The sequence below is a fragment of the Mesorhizobium sp. CA14 genome (genome assembly GCF_020165195.1).
In the GTDB taxonomy this organism is placed as follows: Bacteria; Pseudomonadota; Alphaproteobacteria; order Rhizobiales; family Rhizobiaceae; genus Mesorhizobium.
On the sequence record NZ_JAIUHR010000017.1, the window covers coordinates 41,501 to 60,473 of the forward strand.

An 18,973-nucleotide genomic window follows, 5' to 3' on the forward strand; every position below is an offset into this window, starting at 1 on the left:
CTAGCGGATCGCGCCGCCGCCGATCGCCTGCTCCAGCAAGCCGATGGCCGCAGCGAGCTTCTCATCGATCACATGCAGATATTCCGTCCAATCATTGACGTGGCGCAGATCGGCCGCGCCGTCGGAAATGCCGCGGAGCCCAATCAGCGGCACGCCGAACAGCTGGCAGGCGCGCAGGCAGGCGAAGGTCTCCATGTCGACCATGTCGGCACCGATGGCGTCGTAGGCGGCGCCGGAGACGATCGCGCCGCCGGTCGAAAGCGACGCGGTCTTGATGCCCGGGATGACGAAAGGCAGCGGCACCGTCACCGGCAGGTCGAGGAAAGGCGTCGCCCCCTTCTCGAAGCCAAGCGGCGAAGCATCCATGTCGCGATAGCTCGCCGACACGGCCTGATAGATTTCGGTCTGTTCCAGCGTGCGGCTGCCGGCCGAGCCCAGCGAGACGACTAGGTCCGGAAGCGCTCCCTCGGCCTTCAATGCGGCCAGTTCGGCACCCAGCCTGACACCGGCTTCGACCGGACCGACGCCGGTCATCAGCGGCGTGAACAGATTTTTGAGGTGTGGGCCGTATTCGGCCTCCGCCGCCATGACGAAGAGAACAGCCTTGCCGGCGATCTGAACTGCACCCGCCATGGTTCAACCTTCAATTCCGTCGCGGCCGACCACCGTCATCATCGTGCCGGTCATGGTGGCGATCAGCTTGGCCTCGCCGTCGGCTGCGAAGGCGTAGGCCTGGCCGTCGGCGACGATGATGGTGCGGCCGGGCTTCGTCACGGAGCCTCGGAACAGGAAGCGCTCGCCCCTGCCCGGCGCGAGCAGGTTCACCTTGAACTCGATGGTCAGCACGCCGGAATTCTCCGGCATCAGCGAAAAGGCCGCGTAGCCGCAGGCGGAGTCCAGCGCGGTGGAGATGACGCCGGCATGCAGGAAACCGTGCTGCTGGGTCAGCGAGGCGGAATACGGCATCTCGATCTCGATGATACCGGGCGTCACCAGCGTCAGCTCGGCGCCGATCGTCGCCATCGCCTCCTGGCGGGCAAAGGACGCCCTGACGCGTTCCTCGAAATCCGGAGCGGGTACGATCTTGGCTGCTGCCATGGCGCTTTGCCTCATATTGCTGGCGAAGTTATTGCAGAGCCAGGCAAGACAGGCAATCGTTTATGCTGCAGCGCAGCAAAAGCCGGCTGTCTTCAAGAAGCAGTCCTGCGCAAGGCGTGGAGATAGAACCCATCGGTGCCGCTGAGCGCCGGCGACAGCGAGATGCCGCCGCTATCGGCAATGCGCGCGCGCCTGTCATGGCCCGGGAAGCGGCTGTCCCAGAGCTGGCGGTGATCGACCGGCGCGAAGCCTTCATGGCGTTCGCGGAACGCCGCGACCTGCTCGCCGTTCTCGGCGTCGAAGACCGAACAGGTGATGTAGACCAGCAGGCCGCCCGGCTTGACGAAAGCTTGCGCGGTGTCGAGGATCGCCTGTTGCTCCCCCTTGCGGGCATCGAGCTGCCGCTCGGTCAAACGCCATTTGGCGTCCGGGCGGCGGCGCCAGGTACCGCTGCCGGTGCAGGGGGCGTCGATCAGCACGACGTCCATATGGCTGATGAGCGGTGCAAGCTCCGTCGGCTTGCTGACGACCTGGACGTTGCGGTTGTGCGAGCGGCGGATGCGCTCGAAGATCGGCGCCAGCCGCACCTTCTCCGCGTCATGGGCAAAGAGCTGGCCCCGATTGTCCATCTCGGCCGACAGCGCCAGGGTCTTGCCGCCGGCGCCGGCGCAATAGTCGAGCACCTGCATGCCGGGCGCAGCCCCCGCGAGCGCCGCGGCAAGCTGCGAGCCCTCGTCCTGCACTTCGAACCAGCCTTTCTGGAAGGCGGGCTCGGCCTGCACGTTCGGATGCCTGCCGTCCCCGTCGATCGGCGGGATGCGGATGCCATGCGGCGCGATCGCTGTAGGCGCGGCACCCGTGCCCTGGAGCTCGGCCAGCACCTTGGCGCGATCGGCCTGGAGCGTGTTGACCCTGAGGTCCAATGGCGGGCGCTGGGCAAGCGCGGCGCCCTCCACCACCCAGGCGTCGCCATAGGCTTGCTCGAGCAACGGCGCGCACCAGTCAGGAACATCAGCCCGCACAGCATCGGGCGCGTCGGCCAGCCTGCGGCCGGCAGCTGCTTTCAGCTCGGGCGCGCTGAGCAGCGGCGGCGCGAATTTGTCGCCGTCCAGCGCGTCGTTGAGCGACTGCGCCGTCTGCCCCCACTCCAACAGAAGCGCGCCGAAGCCGATGGCGCGCGGCGTGTCCTCGCCGAACAGCCAGCCGGCCGAGCGTCTGCGGCGCAGCGCGTCGTAGACGATGTTGCCGATCGCCGCGCGATCGCCGCCGCCGGCGAAGCGATGCGACAGGCCCCAGTCGCGCAGCGCGTCGGCCACCGGCCGGTGCCGCCGGCCGATGTCTTCAAGAACCTCTATGGCCGCCGCCAGCCTTCCGCCCAGTCGCATCCCGTTTTCCGTAGCTGTTACAAATCGGTTCCAGCCCGCTCATAAAGCCTTTCAGGCCAGGATTGAAACAGTTCCGTTCGGCTTGCCGATGAAATGATGTTTCAGGACCGGACGATTTGGCCGAACGGTTTTTCCTCGGTGAGCGGCGCAGCCAGGAAACAAGAACAATCGATCAGAGCATGAAAGACTTCTAATGTTTTGATTGACGTCTGTAAGGAAGCCCACTGGCTTAACCTATCAGCTTTCCAAGTGTTGTCTGCAGGAATACTCTTCCGGCAGTGATTCGCGACGCGGGAAACGCGGTTTGACGGATCCTATGAGGAGAGGGCAATGAAGACTTATCTTGCAGAAGTTCTCGGCACGTTTTTGTTGGTGTTCATCGGCACCGCCTCCGTGGTCACGGGCGGTTTCGGCGGCGCGCTGCCGCTCGGACAGGAAGGCATCGGCCTGGCGTTCGGCATCGGCCTGATTGCCGCGGCCTATGCGATCGGCCCCATCTCGGGCGCGCATCTCAATCCGGCGGTGACGCTCGGCGTGTTCCTGGCGGGGCGGATGCCGGTCAAGGACGTCGTCCCCTACTGGATCGCGCAGATCATCGGCGCCATCATCGCCTCGCTGGCGCTGTGGATCATCGTTTCGGGCCAGGCCGGCGGCCACACCGGCGGCTTCGGCGCCAATGGCTGGGACGAGACGAAATGGGGCATGAGCTCGGCCTTCCTGTGGGAGCTGATCGGCACCTTCACCTTCGTCACCGTGATCCTCGGCGTCACCAACGCCAAGCACACCACCGCCTTTGCCGGCCTGGTCATCGGCCTGACGCTGGCGGGCATCCATTTCGCCATGATCCCGGTGACCGGCACCTCGGTCAATCCGGCCCGCTCGATCGGCCCGGCGCTGTTTTCGGGGGGTGCTGCGCTCAGCCAGCTCTGGCTGTTCATCGTCGCGCCGCTGATCGGCGGAGCGATCGCCGGCGTGGTCGCCAAGGCCGGCATCTTCGAAAAGGACTGACCGCAGTTCGATAAAAAGTAAAAGGCGCGGGCATGACCCCGCGCCTTTTTGCTTGGGAGGTACGACCTTATTTCGCGATGTCGAAACGGTCGGCGTTCATCACCTTCGTCCAGGCCTTGACGAAATCCTTGACGAACTTGGCCTTGGCGTCGGCCGAGGCGTAGACTTCGGAGAGCGCGCGCAGCTGCGCGTGCGAACCGAAGATCAAGTCGGCACGGGTGCCGGTCCACTTCACCTCTCTGGTCTTGCGGTCGCGCGCTTCGTAGACCTCGTCCGAACCGGGCTCGGAGCCGGCCGCCGGATCCCAGACGGTCGCCATCGAGAGCAGGTTGACGAAGAAGTCGTTGGTGAGCGTGCCCGGCCTGTCGGTGAAGACGCCATGTTTCGAGCCGGCGGTATTGGCACCGAGCACGCGCAAGCCGCCGACAAGCACCGTCATCTCCGGCGCCGTCAGCGTCAGCAACTGGGCGCGATCGACCAGCATCGCTTCGACCGACATCGGCAACGTGCCGCGGGCGTAATTGCGGAAGCCGTCGACTTTCGGTTCCAATGCCGCGACGGAGGCGACATCCGTCTGCTCCTGCGAAGCATCCATACGGCCCGGCGTGAAGGGCACCTTGACCACGTTGCCGCCGTCTTTCGCAGCCTTCTCGACCGCGGCGACGCCGCCAAGCACGATCAGATCCGCGAGCGAGACCTTCTTGTCGCCGGTCTGGGCTGCGTTGAACTCCTTCTGGATCGCTTCGAGCTTGGCCAGCACCTTGGCGAGCTGAGCCGGCTCGTTGACCTCCCAGTCCTTCTGGGGCGCCAGACGGATGCGGCCGCCATTGGCGCCGCCGCGCTTGTCCGAGCCGCGGAAGGTCGAGGCCGAGGCCCAGGCGGTCGAGACCAGCTCGGAGACCGACAGGCCGGAGGCCAGAATCTTGGCCTTGAGCGCAGCGATGTCGTCCTCGCTTACCAGCTCATGGTCGATGGCCGGGATCGGATCCTGCCAGATCAACTCTTCCTTCGGCACGAGCGGGCCGAGATAGCGAACGGCCGGGCCCATGTCGCGATGCGTGAGCTTGAACCAGGCGCGGGCGAAGGCGTCGGCGAACTGGTCCGGGTTCTGGTGGAAGCGGCGCGAGATCTTCTCATAGGCCGGGTCGAAACGCAGCGCGAGGTCGGTGGTGAGCATGGCCGGCGCGCGACGCTTGGAGGGATTGTGCGCGTCCGGAACGGTGCCGGCGCCGGCGCCGCCTTTCGGCGTCCACTGATGGGCGCCGGCCGGGCTCTTCGTCAGCTCCCATTCATAGTTGAAGAGATTGTCGAAGAAATTGTTGCTCCATTTGGTCGGCGTCGTCGTCCAGGTGACCTCGAGGCCCGAGGTGATGGCGTCGCCGGCAATGCCGGAGGCATATTTGCTCGACCAGCCGAGGCCCTGCGCCTCGATGCCGGCGCCTTCCGGCTCGGAACCCACCAGCGAGGCGTCACCCGCGCCATGCGTCTTGCCGAAACTGTGGCCGCCGGCGATCAGCGCCACCGTCTCCTCGTCGTTCATGGCCATGCGGCCGAAAGTCTCGCGGATGTCGCGCGCCGCGGCGACCGGATCCGGCTTGCCGTTCGGGCCTTCCGGGTTGACGTAGATCAGGCCCATCTGCACGGCGCCGAGATGGCCGCGAAGCTCACGGTCGCCCGAATAGCGCTCGTCGCCGAGCCATTTGGTTTCGGATCCCCAGTCCACGTCCTGCTCCGGCTCCCACACATCGGCGCGGCCGCCGGCAAAGCCGAAAGTCTTGAAGCCCATCGATTCCAGCGCGACGTTGCCGGTGAGGATCAGAAGGTCGGCCCAGGAGATCTTGCGGCCGTATTTCTGCTTGACCGGCCACAGCAGCCGGCGCGCCTTGTCGAGATTGGCGTTGTCCGGCCAGCTGTTCAGCGGCGCGAAACGCTGCTGACCGGCGCCGGCGCCGCCGCGGCCGTCGCCGATGCGATATGTGCCGGCGCTGTGCCAAGCCATGCGGATGAAGAGCGGCCCGTAATGGCCGAAGTCCGCTGGCCACCAGTCCTGCGAATCCGTCATGACCTTGTGCAGGTCTGCGATCACCGCATCAAGGTCGAGGCTTGCGAACTCCTTGGCATAGTCGAAATCTTCATCCATCGGGTCCGAGAGGTTCGACTGCTGGTGGAGAACGGAAAGGTCGAGCTGGTTCGGCCACCAGTCGCGGTTGGTCCGTGCGGATCCATGCGCCACCGGGCATTTGCCAGCGCTGTTGTCGTCGGTTTTCGCGTCCATCTTAGTCTCCCGATTCTGCCGAGGTTTTGCAGTGGTTGAATTTTGCCGAGGTTGATTTTTCCCGAAATTTCGGGGGCAGCCACTGGCCGCGCCAACCTGGAACGATTTCAGACTAGGCCGGCCTGCCGATAAAGACAAATTGCCTTTCCTGTTTCGTTTGATAGGATTTTCTTATGATTGGCCTCACCGTCCGGCAAATGCAGTATTTCGACGCGCTGGCGCAGACGCTGCATTTCGGCCGCGCGGCGAAGTTTGCCGGCGTCAGCCAACCGGCCCTTTCCGCGCAGATCGCCGAGATGGAAGAGCGGCTGAACTGCCTGTTGTTCGAACGCGGCGGCAAGACGGTGCGCATGACCGACGAGGCGCTTGCCCTGCAGCCGCGTATCGAGCGCATTCTGGCCGACATACGTGACGTCGAGACGACTGCCCGGCGCGGCCGGCCTACCATGCACGGACGCTTCCGGCTGGGCATCATTCCGACGGTCGCGCCCTATCTCCTGCCGCATGTGCTGCCGGAGCTGAAGAAGCGCTACCCTTCCCTCCAGCTCGAACTGCGCGAGTCGGTGACCGCGTCCTTGGTCGAGGACGCGACGTCCGGCCGGCTCGACGCCTTCATCGCGGCCTTGCCGCTCGAGCAGCCGGCGATCGTCACCGAAGCGCTTTTTCCAGACCGCTTCTTCCTTGCCGTTCCCGCCGGCGATCCGGCCTTCGCCTCGCCGCCGGTGCTGCCCGAAAGCCCGGCGCTGGAGCGGCTGATGCTTCTGGAGGAAGGCCACTGCCTGCGCGAGCAGGCCCTGGCCGTCTGCGGCAATGTGCGGCCGGTGGCGATGGCAAGCTACGGCGCCACCAGCCTGACGACGCTCCTGCAGATGGTGGCGCATGGGCTCGGCGTCACGCTGGTGCCGGAAATGGCGGCAAGTGCCGCCGGCGTCATGCCGGATCTGAGGATCGTGCCATTCCAGGAGCCGATGCCGCAGCGCATGATCTGCATGGCCTGGCGCCGCAACAAAGTGCGTCAGGACGAGTGCGTGGAGCTGGCGCGGATCATACGCGGGCTGGATCGGGCGGTGCTTGCGGCGTGAGGTGGCTGTCCCACGCCCCTTTCCATCTGCGGCGCCGATGCTCGGCCCACCACAAATTTCACGGCACAAAGATCAGAAACACGTAGGTGAAAAACACCACGACATGCACCATGCCGGTCAGGAACGTCGTTCTTTCGGTGCTGAAGCTGACGCTGCATATGAAAAGCGCCAGCACCAGAAGCACGGCATCGGACGCCGGGAGCCCCAGGGTCAGCCCCCTGCCCGTCAGCAGGCTGGCCGCCGCGACCGCCGGTATCGTCAACCCGATCGTGGCGCAGGCCGAGCCCATCGCGACGTTCAGGCTGCGCTGCAGCTCATTCTTGAAGGAGGCGCGGATCGCCGAGATCGCCTCCGGCATCAAAACCAGTGCCGCGATCATTGCTCCCACGATGCTGTCGGCCTGGGTCACCTTATAGGCCGCGAGCGCATCCTCCACGCTCGCGGCGACCTGCTCGGCGAGCAGGACAATGCCGATGAGCCCGCTCAACAGCAGCAGGGCGCTGACGAAAATGCTTTTGTGGGAGGCGGTCTGCATCGGAACGTCGTGCGCCTGCCCCTGGACGAAGTCCTCCCGGTGCCGGACGGTCTGGGCGAACACGAAGCTCGCATAGAGCAACACCGAAAGGACGCTGACGAAACCAAGCTGAGCCGCCGAGAACGTGCCGGGATCCGTAGCCTGGGTGTAGGTCGGAAGAATAAGCGTCATTACGGTCAGCGCGATCAGAACCGACAGGTATGCGTTGGTGCCTTGCCGGAGGATCGCCTGCTTGCGGTAGCGCCAGCCGCCGAGCGTCAGACAGATGCCGACGACGCCGGTGGAGGTGATCATCACCGTCGAGAAAACGGACTCGCGCGCCAGCGTCGGGTTGTTTTCTCCATGCAGCATCATGGAGACGATGATCGACACTTCGATTGCCGTCACCGCAAAAGTCAGCACCAAAGTTCCATAGGGCTCGCCCACGCGCAAGGCGACTGCCTCGGCGTGGTCGAGCACGACGAAAATGGTGGTGAACATGGTGGCGCTCGACAGCGCTCCGACGAGTATCCTGATATTCAGCGACCCTTCGTCGACCGAAAGGCCGCTGGCCCTGACCGCGAAAGCCATCGCCAGCGCGGCCAACGGCATCGTGTAGGAAATCACCGATCGCCCGTAACCAGTCATCGAAGCCCCCGAACGCCAGGCGTTTGCGCGAACTTAGCGGAAAAGCGCGTGGGGAGCACCTCTCACGGGCATCTTTGCAGCATTCAAAACATGATTGGGGACCGGGCGCCGTTTATGGCGTCGAATGTCTCGATGGCCTTGCGAACCGCCCCACAGAATTTTTCCAGAAGTTCCGGCTCGTTCCCCAGTCGGCGGCGCAGCGAGAAGGGCACTTCCAGCTGTGCTCCTTTCCCCGTCAGCCCGCGGTTGACGATGTTCGAATCCTGGACACCCGGAAACGGATGGTTATCCTTTTTTGTCTGCAAGCCGGCCTCTTGCAGACGCCCGGCTATCTCTGAAACTAACATGGCGTCCTTGCCGCCCAGGTAGACTGTCGAGGGATCGTCGCGATCCTGACGGCCGTGGATAGCGACGACGGTGGACTTCGTCCGCAACAGTTCGAGCGCGGTTGCCTCGTCAAAGTTTCTGGACGTTATGTGCAGCTCCCGGTTGCTTTCGGGCATGAGCCCTTCAAAGCAATACATATCGAGATCGGCCCCTGCTATCGTCTCGGTGATCAGGGAGGTGCGAGGCTCGATCTTGCCGCCATGCGGGGCCATGACGATCGCTCTGCCGGTTCGCGCGCCGCGCCGGACGACGATGCGATAATCTATGTTTTCGATCTTGGCGGCTTTCAGCGCCGCGAAATTTGGAAACTCGTTTTCCATAGATGCCGTTCACGCCGTCTTCTGCGCCACCAGTCCCAATTCCTCCACCATCGCCTCGCGCATCAGGAATTTCTGCGGCTTGCCGGTCACCGTCATCGGCAGCTCGGTGCGAAAGCGGATGTAGCGCGGCACCTTGTAATGCGCGATCTGGCCGGCGCAGAAGGCCTTGATCTCCTCGGCGGTGGCGATCTGGTCAGGCTTCAGCACGATCCAGGCGCAGAGCTCCTCGCCATATTTGTCGTCCGGGATGCCGAAAACCTGCACTTCCTTGATCTTGGGATGGCGATAGAGGAATTCCTCGACCTCGCGCGGATAGACGTTCTCGCCGCCGCGGATGACCATGTCCTTCACCCGGCCGACGATATTGCAATAGCCCTCGGCGTCGATGGTGGCGAGGTCGCCGGTATGCATCCAGCCGTCGGCGTCGATCGCCTCGCGGGTCTTTTCGGCGTCGTCCCAATAGCCCTTCATCACCGAATAGCCGCGCGTGCAGAGCTCGCCCGGCTCGCCGACCGCGACGGTGGCGCCGTCGGCGCCGATCGCCTTGACCTCGACATGCGGGTGGATGCGGCCGACGGTGGAGACGCGCTTCTCCAGCGGATCGTCGACGCTGCTTTGGAAGGAGACGGGACTGGTCTCGGTCATGCCATAGGCGATGGTCACCTGGCTCATATGCATCAGCGACACCACCTTCTTCATCACCTCGATCGGGCATGGCGAGCCGGCCATGATGCCGGTGCGCAGGCTGGAGAGGTCGAAGCTCGAAAAATCCGCATGGTCGAGCATGGCAACGAACATGGTCGGCACGCCGTAGAGGCCGGTGCAGCGTTCCTGCGCGACCGCCTTCAGCGTCGCGCCGGCGTCAAAACCTTCACCCGGGAAGACCATGGCCGCGCCTTTCGACACGCAGCCCATCGTGCCCATCGACATGCCGAAGCAGTGATAGAGCGGCACCGGGATGCAGAGCCGGTCGTCGACGGTGAGTTTTATTGCCGAAGTGACGAAATTGCCGTTGTTGACGATGTTGGAATGCGTCAGCGTCGCGCCTTTTGGCGCGCCGGTCGTGCCGGAGGTGAACTGGATGTTGATGGCCTCGCCGGGCTTCAGGCCTTCGGAGATGCGGTCGAGGCTATCATGCTCGTCGCGGCCGGCCATGGCCAGAACGTCGCCGAAATTGAACATGCCGGGCGAGTTGTCGTCGCCCATGCGGATGACGATCTTGAGCGCCGGCAGTTTTTTCGCCTTGAGCTTGCCAGGCTCGGCCCTGGCTAGTTCGGGCGCCAATGTCTCGATCATGCCGAGATAGTCGGAGGTCTTGAACTGCGCGGCGGTGACCAGCGCCTTGCAGGCGACTTTGTTCAATGCGTATTCGAGCTCGGTCAGCCGATAGGCCGGGTTGATGTTGACGAGGATCAGGCCGATGCGGGCGGTGGCGAACTGCGTCACCAGCCATTCCCAGCGGTTCGGCGACCAGATGCCGACGCGGTCGCCTTTTTCGAGGCCAAGCGCCAGGAAACCGGCGGCCAAGGCGTCCACCGCGTCCGACAGCTCGCTCCAGGTGAAGCGCTTGTCTTGGCCGACGAAGACGGCGGCGTCGAGCGTCGCGTATCTGCTCACCGTTTCTGAAAACAATTCGGGGATGGTCTTGTCGAGCAGGGGCACCGAGCGGTCGCCCGACACATGCGCCTTGCCGCCAACCGGAGCAATGAAGCTGTTGCGCGTTTTGCGCAGATTGGTGGCGTTCATGAGCTCGTCGAGTTTGATCGGCATCGCCGTCTCCTCCCGGGATAAGCCAGCCTATCAGCCGATGAGGACGGTGGAAATCCGTCAAAGGTCCCCTCTCTTTGAGGGCGCTCAAGGGTGACGGAGGACGCTCATCTTCGCGGCGATGTCGCGCAACACCGCTTCGTCGGCCGCATCGCGCTGTTTCTTCGAAGCGACCAGACAGGCCTGCGACTTCAGGATCACGCCGTCGCCCAGCACCTTGAGGTGGTTGGCGCGCAGCGTCGAGCCGGTGGTGGTGATGTCGACGATGACGTCCGCAAGCCCCGCCGCCGGCGCGCCTTCGGTGGCGCCGAGGCTTTCGACGATGCGGTAGACCTGGATGCCGTGCTTGAGCGAGAAGAACTGCTGCGTCAGCCGCCAGTATTTGGTGGCGATCCTGAGCCTCCGGCCATGGCGCTGGCGAAAATCGGCGGCGACGTCATCGAGGTCGGCCATGCTGTCGACGTCCAGCCAGATGTCGGGCACCGCGACCACGACATCGGCATGGCCGAAGCCGAGGCGCGCGACGATCTCGGCGCGCGCCTCCCAGTCGGCGAGGTTCTCGCGCAAAAGGTCCTCGCCGGTGATGCCGAGATCGACCGCGCCCTGGCCGATCTCGCCGGCGATCTCGGACGCGGACAGGAAGGCCACCTCGACATTGCCGAGACCATCGATGCGGGCGCGGTATTTACGGTCGTCCTCTGGCAAGGTGACGGCAAGGCCGGCCTTGGCCAGCATTTCGAGGGACTGCTCCTTGAGACGGCCCTTCGACGGGATCGCCAGCGTGATCATTTGGCATTCTCCCGCAAGGCTTCGATGCGATCGAGCCAAACCGAGAAGCCGACGCCCGGGATTGGCTTTTTTGCTCCCAGCAGCGTCAGCAGCCGGTCGTAGCGACCGCCGCCGACCAGCGGGCGATCGCCATCCGCCGCAGCGATCTCGAAGACCAGGCCCGTGTAGTAATCGAGCGGGCGGCCGAAGGCGGCGTCGTAGCGGATTTCTGCCGCCGACAGCCCATGCGCCTCGATCGCCTTGGCGCGGGCGGCGAAATTCTCCAGCGCCGGTCCCAGCGACAGGCCGGCATCGGCGGCGAATTTTTCCAGCGCCGCGGTCGCGCCGTCGAGCGCGACGTCGATCTCAAGAAAACCTTTCAGCGCCGAGAAAGCCTCGTCGGATAGGCGCACGCTGCGCAGCTGCGCTTTCTCGATCAGCCTGCGCGCAATATCGACCGGGGCGCGGCCGGACGACGCCGACAGCCCCGCTTCCTCCATGCCGTCGGCAATATGCGCGGCAAGGCCTTCCGCATCGCCGTCGAGCACCAGCAGGGCGACCGGACCGGAAAGCTGGCTGTTGCGCGGCGGGTTGGCAAGATCGGCAAGGGCGGCCTCCAGCATCGGCGCCGAGCCGAAGGCACGCGCGAGCCGCATGCGCCAGCCGCGCGGCAGGCCGAGCGCCGCCAGCACCGCTTCGAACAGGGTCTGGTCGCCAAGCGTGATGGCGAGCTTCCGGCCAGGCAGCACCAGCGACAGCAGCGCATGCGCGTCGGCCAGCGAACGGGCATCGGCGGCGGCCGTGTCGCGGTCGCCGAGATCCTCGATGCCGGCCTGGAAGAACTCGTTGCCGCCGTCGCGGCGCTGGCGGAACACTTCGCCCAGATAGGAATAGCGGCGCGGCGTGCCGGCCTGGCTGGCGATGTGATCGAGGCAGACCGGAATGGTGAATTCGGGCCGCAGGCACAGTGTCTTGCCGGTCTCGCTTTCGGTCAGGAAGATGCGCCGGCGCAGGTCTTCGCCGGCCATATCGAGGAACGGATCGGCCGGCTGCAGCACGGCGACTTCCACGGCGTGGGTGTCGCGCGTGGCGAAGAGTTTGGCGATGTCGGCGGCGATGACGGGACGGGTGGTCATGCGGCGCCCCTTCCCCTTCTCCCCTTGTGGGAGAAGGTGGATCGGCGCGCAGCGCCGAGACGGATGAGGGGTGTTGGAAGGAATGAGACGCCGGCGTTCCCTGGAACACCCCTCATCCGACCGAGCTTCGCTCGGCCACCTTCTCCCACAAGGGGAGAAGGGGAGGTCAGCGCCCTATCGGCCACGTGCCCGCTCCTCGGCCTGCGCCACCAGGATCTTCTTCACCTCGCCAACCAGCTCACCTTCCGCCACCGTCACCTGGGCAGGCCGTGCCGCGCGCCATTCGGCATTGTCGGTGATCTCAGCCGACAGGCGGGCGCCTTCGATCAGGTCCTTGATCTGCACCTCGCCTCTGGCGCGCTCGTCGCCGCCCTGGATGATGGCGACCGGGCTGCCGCGGCGGTCGGCATATTTCAGCTGCGCCTTCATGCCGGCGCCGCCGAGGTACATTTCGGAGCGGATGCCGGCGGCACGGAGCTCGGCGACCATCTTCTGGTAGCGGCCGAGGCTTTCCGTATCCTTGTCCATGACCAGCACCACGACCGGCGCGATGACATCGGAGATGTCGAGCTTGCCGAGGTTCTTCAGCGCCGTCATCAGCCGCGAGACGCCGATGGAGAAGCCGGTCGCCGGCACCGGCTCGCCGCGGAAGCGCGAGACCAGCCCGTCATAACGGCCGCCGCCGCCGACCGAGCCGAAGCGCACGATCTGACCTTCGTCATTCGGAATCTCGGCCAGCAACTCGGCCTCGAAGACCGGGCCGGTGTAGTATTCGAGGCCGCGCACGACGGAGCGATCCATCACGATGCGGTCTTCGCCATAGCCAGCGGCCCTGACCAAAGCTTCGATAGTCGACAATTCAGCCAGACCGTCATTGAAGAATTGGCTCGCTCGAATAGCCGAATCTTGGTGGCCCTCGCTGGCTCGATCAGGCTTTGCGGTAGCGAAAAGGACGGCCTCAACTTGGACATCGTCAAGGCCGGCTCCCTTGGTGAAATCACCTTCGCCTTCCTTGCCGCCGTCCCAACGACCCTTGCCCAGCAAGAGTTTCACCCCCTGTGGTCCAAACTTGTCTAGCTTGTCGATGGCTCGCAGCACTTGCAGTCGGCGCCCAATGTTCTCGTCGCCGCCAAGGCCAATTGCTTCCAGCACGCCGTCCAACACCTTGCGGTTGTTGACGCGAATGACGTAGTCGCCGCGCTTGATGCCGAGCGCTTCCATCACGTCAGCCATCATCATCGCCATCTCGGCATCGGCGGCGACACCCGGCGTACCGATGGTGTCGGCGTCGAACTGCATGAACTGGCGGAAGCGGCCGGGACCAGGCTTCTCGTTGCGGAACACCCAGCCGGAGCGGTAGCTGCGATAGGGTTTTGGCAACCTGTCGTAATTCTCGGCGACGAAACGCGCCGTCGGCGCGGTCAGGTCGTAACGCAGCGACAGCCACTGGTCGTCATCGTCCTGGAAGGAAAAGACGCCTTCGTTTGGCCGATCCTGGTCGGGCAGGAATTTGCCGAGGGCATCGGTGTATTCGATCAGCGGCTGGTCGGCCGGCTCAAAACCATAAAGCTCATAGACCGAGCGAATGGTCGCCATCATCTTCTCGACGGCGCGGATGTCTTCGGCGCTACGGTCGGCAAAACCGCGCGGCAACCGCGCTTTTGTCTTTTCCGATTTGTCGGCCATGGGATCGGTCTTTCTGGTCAATGGGCGCGCGTTTCCTAAACGATGCCGCTTGGAGCGGCAAGGGTTGGCGCCTCGCCTTCTCCCCTGCGGGAGAAGGTGGATCGGCGCGATAGCGCCGAGACGGATGAGGGGTGGTCCAGCGGAGTGAGGCGCTGGCTTTTCCTGGAGCACCCCTCATCCGGCCGCTTCGCGGCCACCTTCTCCCACAAGAGGAGAAGGAAAACTGAAACAAGCCCGCGCCAAAAACGAAACAATTCCGCCACCAGCGCGGCATGCTGCCGACACAATCCAAGACGATAAAGCGCGCCGAAACAAAGGGTTCGGGGGTCATGACAACGGCTGAAGACATCACCGAGAATGAGACCGCAAGGCTGAGACCTGCCGAGGTTCCGGCGCTCAGACCGGCGCAGCAGCCTGCCGGGCCGTTCGAGATTGCGGCGGCCAAGCCGAGCGCGCGCGACGCGCTGGTCACCGGGCTTTTGGTGATCTACCCAGCTTTCGCGGCGGTGGCGGCGATCCTGGCCGGACTGTTCCTGGCCGGCGCCAGCAGCGTTTGATTTCAGGTTTCGCCGAGAAATTCTCCAAGGTCGGCGCTGCTCCCATCCGCCCTTCCCGTGGAACGCGCAAAACGGGGAGAAGGGAAAGCGCTCTACTTCGGTCGCTTGAGCATCTTCCTTTCCGCCTCCACCTCGGCGCGGCAGTAGCAGCCTTCGAGATGGTCGTTGACCAAGCCCATCGCCTGCATGAAGGCGTAGACCGTCGTCGGGCCGACAAAGCTCCAGCCGCGCTTCTTCAATTCCTTCGATATCCTGACCGATACCGCCGTCGTCGGATTGGCGCGCAGATGCGCCAGGTCGACGATTTCGGGCCGCTCGCCCGGACCCGGCTCGAATTTCCAGAACCAGGCGGCAAGCGAGCCGAACTCGTCCACCATCTCGCGGGCGCGTTTGGCGTTGTTGATGGTCGAGACGATCTTGCCGCGATGGCGGATAATGCCGGCATTGCCGAGCAGGCGCTCGACATACTTTTCGGTGAACGCCGCCACCTTGTCGAAGTCGAAACCGGCGAAGGCCTCGCGGAAATTCTCGCGCTTGCGCAGGACGGTCAGCCACGACAGGCCCGATTGGAAGCCTTCGAGGCAGATCTTCTCGAACAGCCGACGATCATCCGTTACCGGCCGGCCCCATTCATGATCGTGGTAATGAAGATAGTCCGGCAAATTGCCGTGCCAGAAGCAGCGCGCCTTGCCGTCGGGACCATCGAGAATACCGGCATTTTCAGTCGCCATCGCTAGCAGATCCATTCATTAATGCGCCTCGGCGCAGCTTTTACCGTGGCTTTACCAGATTCCTGAACCGGCCGGTAACCACACCAAAAGGTTTACTGACAGTTCCGCATTTTACGCATTCCGATTCATGTTTTGCTTGCCGCTCCGCGCCAAGGATCGCGAAACCGAGGGCGCCCTCGCCGCCCCGGATGAGTTCGATCAAGGTGCGTTCCGATGAAGACAGCGTTTTGCTCCCTGCTCGGCGCGGTGGCCATTCTTGCCGCCGGCGCCACGACTTCCCTTGCCAATGACCGCTATGCCGACGTGCCGCCGGTGATGGTGAGCCCCGACCTTTCGGCGCCCTGGGTGCTGCAGCTTGGCCACGCGCCGGGCATCGTGCGCCCAACCCGGCAGGCGGCACAGCAGCCCCTGCAGCGCCTGTTCCAGGGGCAGCCCGACCGGCAGAAGACGGCGGCGGTGCAGCAGCCGGCCAAGCGCATGGTGATGCGGCCGCAGATCGATCCGGTCTACCTGCCGCAGGAAGTCGCCTATGACGGCCCTGCGAAGCCGGGCACCATCGTCATCGATACGCACCAGAATTTCCTCTATCTGGTCGAGAAGAACGGCAAGGCGCGGCGCTACGGCGTCGGCACCGGTAAGCCCGGCTTCGAATGGTCCGGCACGCACAAGATCACCGACAAGAAGGTCTGGCCGGACTGGCGTCCGCCCGCGGAGATGATCAAGCGCGAAGCTGCCAAGGGCCGCTACCTGCCGACCTATCTTGCCGGCGGCATCGAGAACCCGCTCGGCGCGCGCGCACTCTATCTCGGCACCACCGAATACCGCATCCACGGCACCAACCAGCCCTGGACGATCGGCGGCGCGGTGTCTTCCGGCTGCATCCGCATGCGCAACGAAGATGTCGTTGATCTCTATGAGCGCGTGAATGTCGGAACCACGGTCGAGGTGATATAGTCACCGCGAATCCGCTGGTTAGACGGCGCAGCACTTTTTGTCCGATGCTGTTGCAGCCAAGTCATAGTGCTATCCTGCTGGATGTGCTTTAACCAGTGAAGGGGTTTACGGGGGACGGGCCGTGTGGGGATACGGCCAGTCGCGAAAAGGCAGCGCAGGGAAACCGCGCTGCCTTCTTCGTTTTTGCGTTTTTTCCATGCATGACGCTGCAAGTCGCCCGCAAAGCAGGCGGTTTCGCTTTCGGGGCTGATTTCTCGGCGCTTCTCTGCTATTGCAGTGCACAAAATCCCAGTTGTTGCGCAATTCCAGACAGAAAGCCGCTGTTGCGTTTGTCGTCCGAATTGCTTCAGAAGGCAGAGGTGCCAGCCATGACCCGAACCGACGACAGCCGCTACCTGAAAGGCGGCCCGGTCGCCCAGCGCATCATCGCGTCGGTGCGCGAAGACGCGGCGATCGCCACGGCCGAAGGTTTTCCGCCGAAGCTGGTCTCGATCACGGTCGGCGATACCGCCGCGGTCGATGTCTATGTGCGCAACCAGCGCGCCAAGGCTGCCCTTGCCGGTATCTCCTTCGAGGAGCGGCGCTTTGCCGCCGACATCACCGCCGGCGAGCTGGAAGCGGCGATCCACGGCCTCAATGCCGACCCGCGCGTCACCGGCATCATCATCCAGCGGCCGGTGCCGGCGCATATCCCGATCAAGACGCTGCAGGCGGCGGTGCATCCGCTGAAGGACGTCGAGGGCATGCATCCGGCCTCAATCGGCAACATCGTCTACAACCAGCTCGACCTGGCGCCCTGCACGGCGGCGGCATCGGTCGAATTGCTGAAAGAGACCGGCCTCGAGCTCAAGGGGCTGGAAGTGGTCGTCGTCGGCCATTCGGAGATCGTCGGCAAGCCGATCGCCTTCCTGTTGATGAGCGAGGGCGCGACGGTGACGGTGTGCCATCACATGACGCGATCGCTAGCGGCGCATGCGCGGCGCGCCGATGCGTTGTTCGTCGCGGTCGGCAAGCCTAGGCTGATCAAGGCCGACATGGTGAAGCCGGGTGCCGCCGTCATCGACATCGGCATCAATTCCGAGGTCGGGCCCGACGGCGAAACCCGCATCGTCGGCGACGTCGACACCGACAGCGTCAAGGAGGTGGCGTCCTGGATCACGCCGGTGCCGGGCGGCGTCGGCCCGCTCACGGTCGCGATCCTGTTGCGCAACACGATGGTCGCGCTCAACCGCCAGCGCGCGCTTTATCGCGCGACCTATGGCGTGCCGGACCAGCTCGCGGCGGAATAATTATTCGGCAGCGATCAAACCGCTGTCGGAAACGCCTTCCGGTTTCGGGCCGCCATAGGCCCAGTCGAGCAGCTTGATCGTGTGCACGACCGGCAGCTTCGCGGCGGACGCGATCTGCGTGATGCAGCCGATGTTGCCGGTGGCGACGACGGAAGCGCCGGTCGCCTCGATGTTTTTCACCTTGCGGTCGCGCAATTTGGCCGAAATCTCGGGCTGCAGGATGTTGTAGGTGCCGGCCGAGCCGCAGCACAGATGCCCCTCGCGCGGCTCGCGCACGACGAAGCCGGCCTTGGCCAGAAGCTCCTTCGGCTGGCGCGTGATCTTCTGGCCATGCTGCATGGAACAGGCGGAGTGATAGGCGACGACCATGCCCGGCTTGCGCACAGGCTCAGGCAGGTCGAGGCCGGCGAGATATTCGGTGACGTCCTTGGCGAGAGCCGAGACGCGCGCCGCCTTTTCCGCATAGGCCGGATCGAGGCGCAGCATGAAACCGTAATCCTTGATGGTCGTGCCGCAGCCGGACGCGGTGATGATGATGGCGTCGAGGCCACCGTGGTCGATGGCGCGCGTCCAGGCTTCGACATTCTGCCTTGCCGAGGCAAGGGCCTGACCCTCGCGGCCCATATGATGGACGAGCGCGCCGCAGCAGCCTTCGCCTTCCGGCACGACGACCTCGACGCCCAATCTTGTCAGCAAAGAGATGGTGGTATCGTCGATCGCCGGATCGAGCACGGACTGCGCGCAGCCGGTGAGGATCGCGACGCGGCCGCGCCTTGCGTCTTTCCCGGCATGTGTGCCGGGCAAGGCCAGCGGCGATGCCGGCGGGATCGACGCAGGCGCGAGCTTCAGCATGGCCGCCACCGGTCTCAGCGCCGGCAATTTCTCGAACAGGCCGATGAACGGCCGGCCGAGCCCGGCGAGCTTCAGCGCGGCGCGGAAGCGGTTCGGGTAAGGCAGCACGAAGGCCAGCATGGCGCGAGTCAACCGGTCAAGCAGCGGGCGCTTATAGGTCTCCTGGATGTGGGCGCGGGCATGGTCGACCAGATGCATGTAGTTCACGCCCGAGGGGCAGGTCGTCATGCAGGCAAGGCAGGACAGGCAGCGGTCGATATGGGTGACGATCTCCTTGTCGGCCGGCCGGCCGTTCTCCAACATGTCCTTGATGAGGTAGATGCGGCCGCGCGGCGAATCGAGCTCATTGCCCAGCGTCACATAGGTAGGGCAGGTGGCGGTGCAGAAGCCGCAATGCACGCATTTGCGCAGGATCTTTTCCGATTCCGCGACATGCGGGTCGGCAAGCTGCGCGGCGGAGAAATTGGTCTGCATATCGCCGTCTCTGTTAGACGCAATTCCGGACGGAAAACCGTT

Annotated in this window: 17 protein-coding genes; 5 read left to right on the forward strand and 12 right to left on the reverse strand. The window is 64.4% G+C overall.

Features of this window, described 5'->3' with window-relative positions; genetic code table 11:
* The 3 genes from LB565_RS18300 to LB565_RS18310 all read right to left on the reverse strand — a co-directional run bounded on the left by LB565_RS18300 (nucleotide 1) and on the right by LB565_RS18310 (nucleotide 2,483).
* Nucleotides 1-633, reverse strand: coding sequence for a 5'-methylthioadenosine/S-adenosylhomocysteine nucleosidase (locus LB565_RS18300; RefSeq protein WP_224586377.1), 633 nt, complete (start codon nucleotides 631-633; stop codon nucleotides 1-3).
* A gap of 3 nt (nucleotides 634-636) precedes the next feature.
* Complete coding sequence (locus LB565_RS18305) at nucleotides 637-1,098, reverse strand: PaaI family thioesterase (RefSeq protein ID WP_140635058.1); 462 nt, start codon at nucleotides 1,096-1,098, stop codon at nucleotides 637-639.
* A 92-nt stretch (nucleotides 1,099-1,190) separates the two neighbouring features.
* Nucleotides 1,191-2,483, reverse strand: coding sequence for an RsmB/NOP family class I SAM-dependent RNA methyltransferase (locus LB565_RS18310; RefSeq protein ID WP_224586378.1), 1,293 nt, complete (start codon nucleotides 2,481-2,483; stop codon nucleotides 1,191-1,193).
* 330 nt (nucleotides 2,484-2,813) lie between these two features.
* Here LB565_RS18310 and LB565_RS18315 point away from each other — a divergent pair, with 330 nt between their 5' ends.
* Nucleotides 2,814-3,491 (forward strand): MIP family channel protein, encoded by a 678-nt coding sequence (locus tag LB565_RS18315; protein ID WP_224586379.1) that lies wholly within the window; start codon nucleotides 2,814-2,816, stop codon nucleotides 3,489-3,491.
* Nucleotides 3,492-3,558: 67 nt separating this feature from the next.
* Here LB565_RS18315 and katG read toward each other — a convergent pair whose 3' ends face one another.
* On the reverse strand, nucleotides 3,559-5,766 hold the full coding sequence (katG, locus tag LB565_RS18320; RefSeq protein ID WP_224586380.1) for a catalase/peroxidase HPI: 2,208 nt from the start codon (nucleotides 5,764-5,766) through the stop codon (nucleotides 3,559-3,561).
* Nucleotides 5,767-5,939: 173 nt separating this feature from the next.
* Here katG and LB565_RS18325 point away from each other — a divergent pair, with 173 nt between their 5' ends.
* On the forward strand, nucleotides 5,940-6,848 hold the full coding sequence (locus tag LB565_RS18325) for a hydrogen peroxide-inducible genes activator (RefSeq protein WP_224586381.1): 909 nt from the start codon (nucleotides 5,940-5,942) through the stop codon (nucleotides 6,846-6,848).
* A 58-nt stretch (nucleotides 6,849-6,906) separates the two neighbouring features.
* Here the strand turns inward: LB565_RS18325 and LB565_RS18330 are convergent, their stop codons facing one another.
* The 6 genes from LB565_RS18330 to hisS all read right to left on the reverse strand — a co-directional run bounded on the left by LB565_RS18330 (nucleotide 6,907) and on the right by hisS (nucleotide 14,074).
* Entirely contained in the window at nucleotides 6,907-7,974 is a 1,068-nt protein-coding gene (locus LB565_RS18330) for a calcium:proton antiporter (RefSeq protein ID WP_224586492.1), read from the reverse strand.
* 119 nt (nucleotides 7,975-8,093) lie between these two features.
* On the reverse strand, nucleotides 8,094-8,717 hold the full coding sequence (locus tag LB565_RS18335) for a poly-gamma-glutamate hydrolase family protein (protein ID WP_224586383.1): 624 nt from the start codon (nucleotides 8,715-8,717) through the stop codon (nucleotides 8,094-8,096).
* Between the two features lie 9 nt (nucleotides 8,718-8,726).
* Nucleotides 8,727-10,487: an AMP-binding protein gene (locus LB565_RS18340; protein WP_224586385.1), complete on the reverse strand. Its 1,761-nt coding sequence runs from the start codon at nucleotides 10,485-10,487 to the stop codon at nucleotides 8,727-8,729.
* Nucleotides 10,488-10,571: 84 nt separating this feature from the next.
* Nucleotides 10,572-11,273, reverse strand: a complete 702-nt coding sequence (gene hisG / locus LB565_RS18345) for an ATP phosphoribosyltransferase (RefSeq protein ID WP_224586386.1) — start codon at nucleotides 11,271-11,273, stop codon at nucleotides 10,572-10,574.
* Entirely contained in the window at nucleotides 11,270-12,388 is a 1,119-nt protein-coding gene (locus tag LB565_RS18350) for an ATP phosphoribosyltransferase regulatory subunit (RefSeq protein WP_224586389.1), read from the reverse strand. The genes hisG and LB565_RS18350 overlap by 4 nt, the downstream gene beginning before the upstream one ends.
* A 174-nt stretch (nucleotides 12,389-12,562) precedes the next feature.
* The gene (hisS, locus tag LB565_RS18355; protein WP_224586495.1) at nucleotides 12,563-14,074 is read right to left on the reverse strand and encodes a histidine--tRNA ligase; all 1,512 of its coding nucleotides are present in this window, start codon (nucleotides 14,072-14,074) and stop codon (nucleotides 12,563-12,565) included.
* A 329-nt stretch (nucleotides 14,075-14,403) separates the two neighbouring features.
* Between hisS and LB565_RS18360 the strand changes: the two genes are divergently transcribed.
* Complete coding sequence (locus tag LB565_RS18360; protein WP_224586391.1) at nucleotides 14,404-14,631, forward strand: hypothetical protein; 228 nt, start codon at nucleotides 14,404-14,406, stop codon at nucleotides 14,629-14,631.
* A 92-nt stretch (nucleotides 14,632-14,723) separates the two neighbouring features.
* Here LB565_RS18360 and LB565_RS18365 read toward each other — a convergent pair whose 3' ends face one another.
* A complete protein-coding gene (locus LB565_RS18365; protein WP_224586393.1) occupies nucleotides 14,724-15,362 on the reverse strand; it encodes a DNA-3-methyladenine glycosylase I in 639 nt (212 codons plus the stop codon).
* 213 nt (nucleotides 15,363-15,575) lie between these two features.
* Between LB565_RS18365 and LB565_RS18370 the strand changes: the two genes are divergently transcribed.
* Together LB565_RS18370 and LB565_RS18375 are read left to right on the forward strand one after the other, a co-directional pair.
* Nucleotides 15,576-16,316, forward strand: coding sequence for a L,D-transpeptidase (locus tag LB565_RS18370; RefSeq protein ID WP_224586395.1), 741 nt, complete (start codon nucleotides 15,576-15,578; stop codon nucleotides 16,314-16,316).
* 368 nt (nucleotides 16,317-16,684) lie between these two features.
* A complete protein-coding gene (locus tag LB565_RS18375; protein WP_224586398.1) occupies nucleotides 16,685-17,605 on the forward strand; it encodes a bifunctional 5,10-methylenetetrahydrofolate dehydrogenase/5,10-methenyltetrahydrofolate cyclohydrolase in 921 nt (306 codons plus the stop codon).
* Here the strand turns inward: LB565_RS18375 and glcF are convergent, their stop codons facing one another.
* Nucleotides 17,606-18,931: a glycolate oxidase subunit GlcF gene (gene glcF / locus LB565_RS18380; protein WP_224586400.1), complete on the reverse strand. Its 1,326-nt coding sequence runs from the start codon at nucleotides 18,929-18,931 to the stop codon at nucleotides 17,606-17,608.
* Nucleotides 18,932-18,973 lie beyond the last annotated feature (42 nt).

Coding starts and splice junctions, on each gene's coding strand:
- hisG (WP_224586386.1), bottom strand. CDS start 11,273: ATGATCACGCTGGCGATCCCGTCGAAGGGCCGTCTCAAGGAGCAGTCC.
- LB565_RS18300 (WP_224586377.1), bottom strand. CDS start 633: ATGGCGGGTGCAGTTCAGATCGCCGGCAAGGCTGTTCTCTTCGTCATG.
- glcF (WP_224586400.1), bottom strand. CDS start 18,931: ATGCAGACCAATTTCTCCGCCGCGCAGCTTGCCGACCCGCATGTCGCG.
- LB565_RS18360 (WP_224586391.1), top strand. CDS start 14,404: ATGACAACGGCTGAAGACATCACCGAGAATGAGACCGCAAGGCTGAGA.
- LB565_RS18370 (WP_224586395.1), top strand. CDS start 15,576: ATGAAGACAGCGTTTTGCTCCCTGCTCGGCGCGGTGGCCATTCTTGCC.
- LB565_RS18310 (WP_224586378.1), bottom strand. CDS start 2,483: ATGCGACTGGGCGGAAGGCTGGCGGCGGCCATAGAGGTTCTTGAAGAC.
- LB565_RS18340 (WP_224586385.1), bottom strand. CDS start 10,487: ATGCCGATCAAACTCGACGAGCTCATGAACGCCACCAATCTGCGCAAA.
- LB565_RS18325 (WP_224586381.1), top strand. CDS start 5,940: ATGATTGGCCTCACCGTCCGGCAAATGCAGTATTTCGACGCGCTGGCG.
- LB565_RS18365 (WP_224586393.1), bottom strand. CDS start 15,362: ATGGCGACTGAAAATGCCGGTATTCTCGATGGTCCCGACGGCAAGGCG.
- katG (WP_224586380.1), bottom strand. CDS start 5,766: ATGGACGCGAAAACCGACGACAACAGCGCTGGCAAATGCCCGGTGGCG.
- LB565_RS18315 (WP_224586379.1), top strand. CDS start 2,814: ATGAAGACTTATCTTGCAGAAGTTCTCGGCACGTTTTTGTTGGTGTTC.
- LB565_RS18330 (WP_224586492.1), bottom strand. CDS start 7,974: ATGCCGTTGGCCGCGCTGGCGATGGCTTTCGCGGTCAGGGCCAGCGGC.
- LB565_RS18350 (WP_224586389.1), bottom strand. CDS start 12,388: ATGACCACCCGTCCCGTCATCGCCGCCGACATCGCCAAACTCTTCGCC.
- hisS (WP_224586495.1), bottom strand. CDS start 14,074: ATGGCCGACAAATCGGAAAAGACAAAAGCGCGGTTGCCGCGCGGTTTT.
- LB565_RS18335 (WP_224586383.1), bottom strand. CDS start 8,717: ATGGAAAACGAGTTTCCAAATTTCGCGGCGCTGAAAGCCGCCAAGATC.
- LB565_RS18375 (WP_224586398.1), top strand. CDS start 16,685: ATGACCCGAACCGACGACAGCCGCTACCTGAAAGGCGGCCCGGTCGCC.
- LB565_RS18305 (WP_140635058.1), bottom strand. CDS start 1,098: ATGGCAGCAGCCAAGATCGTACCCGCTCCGGATTTCGAGGAACGCGTC.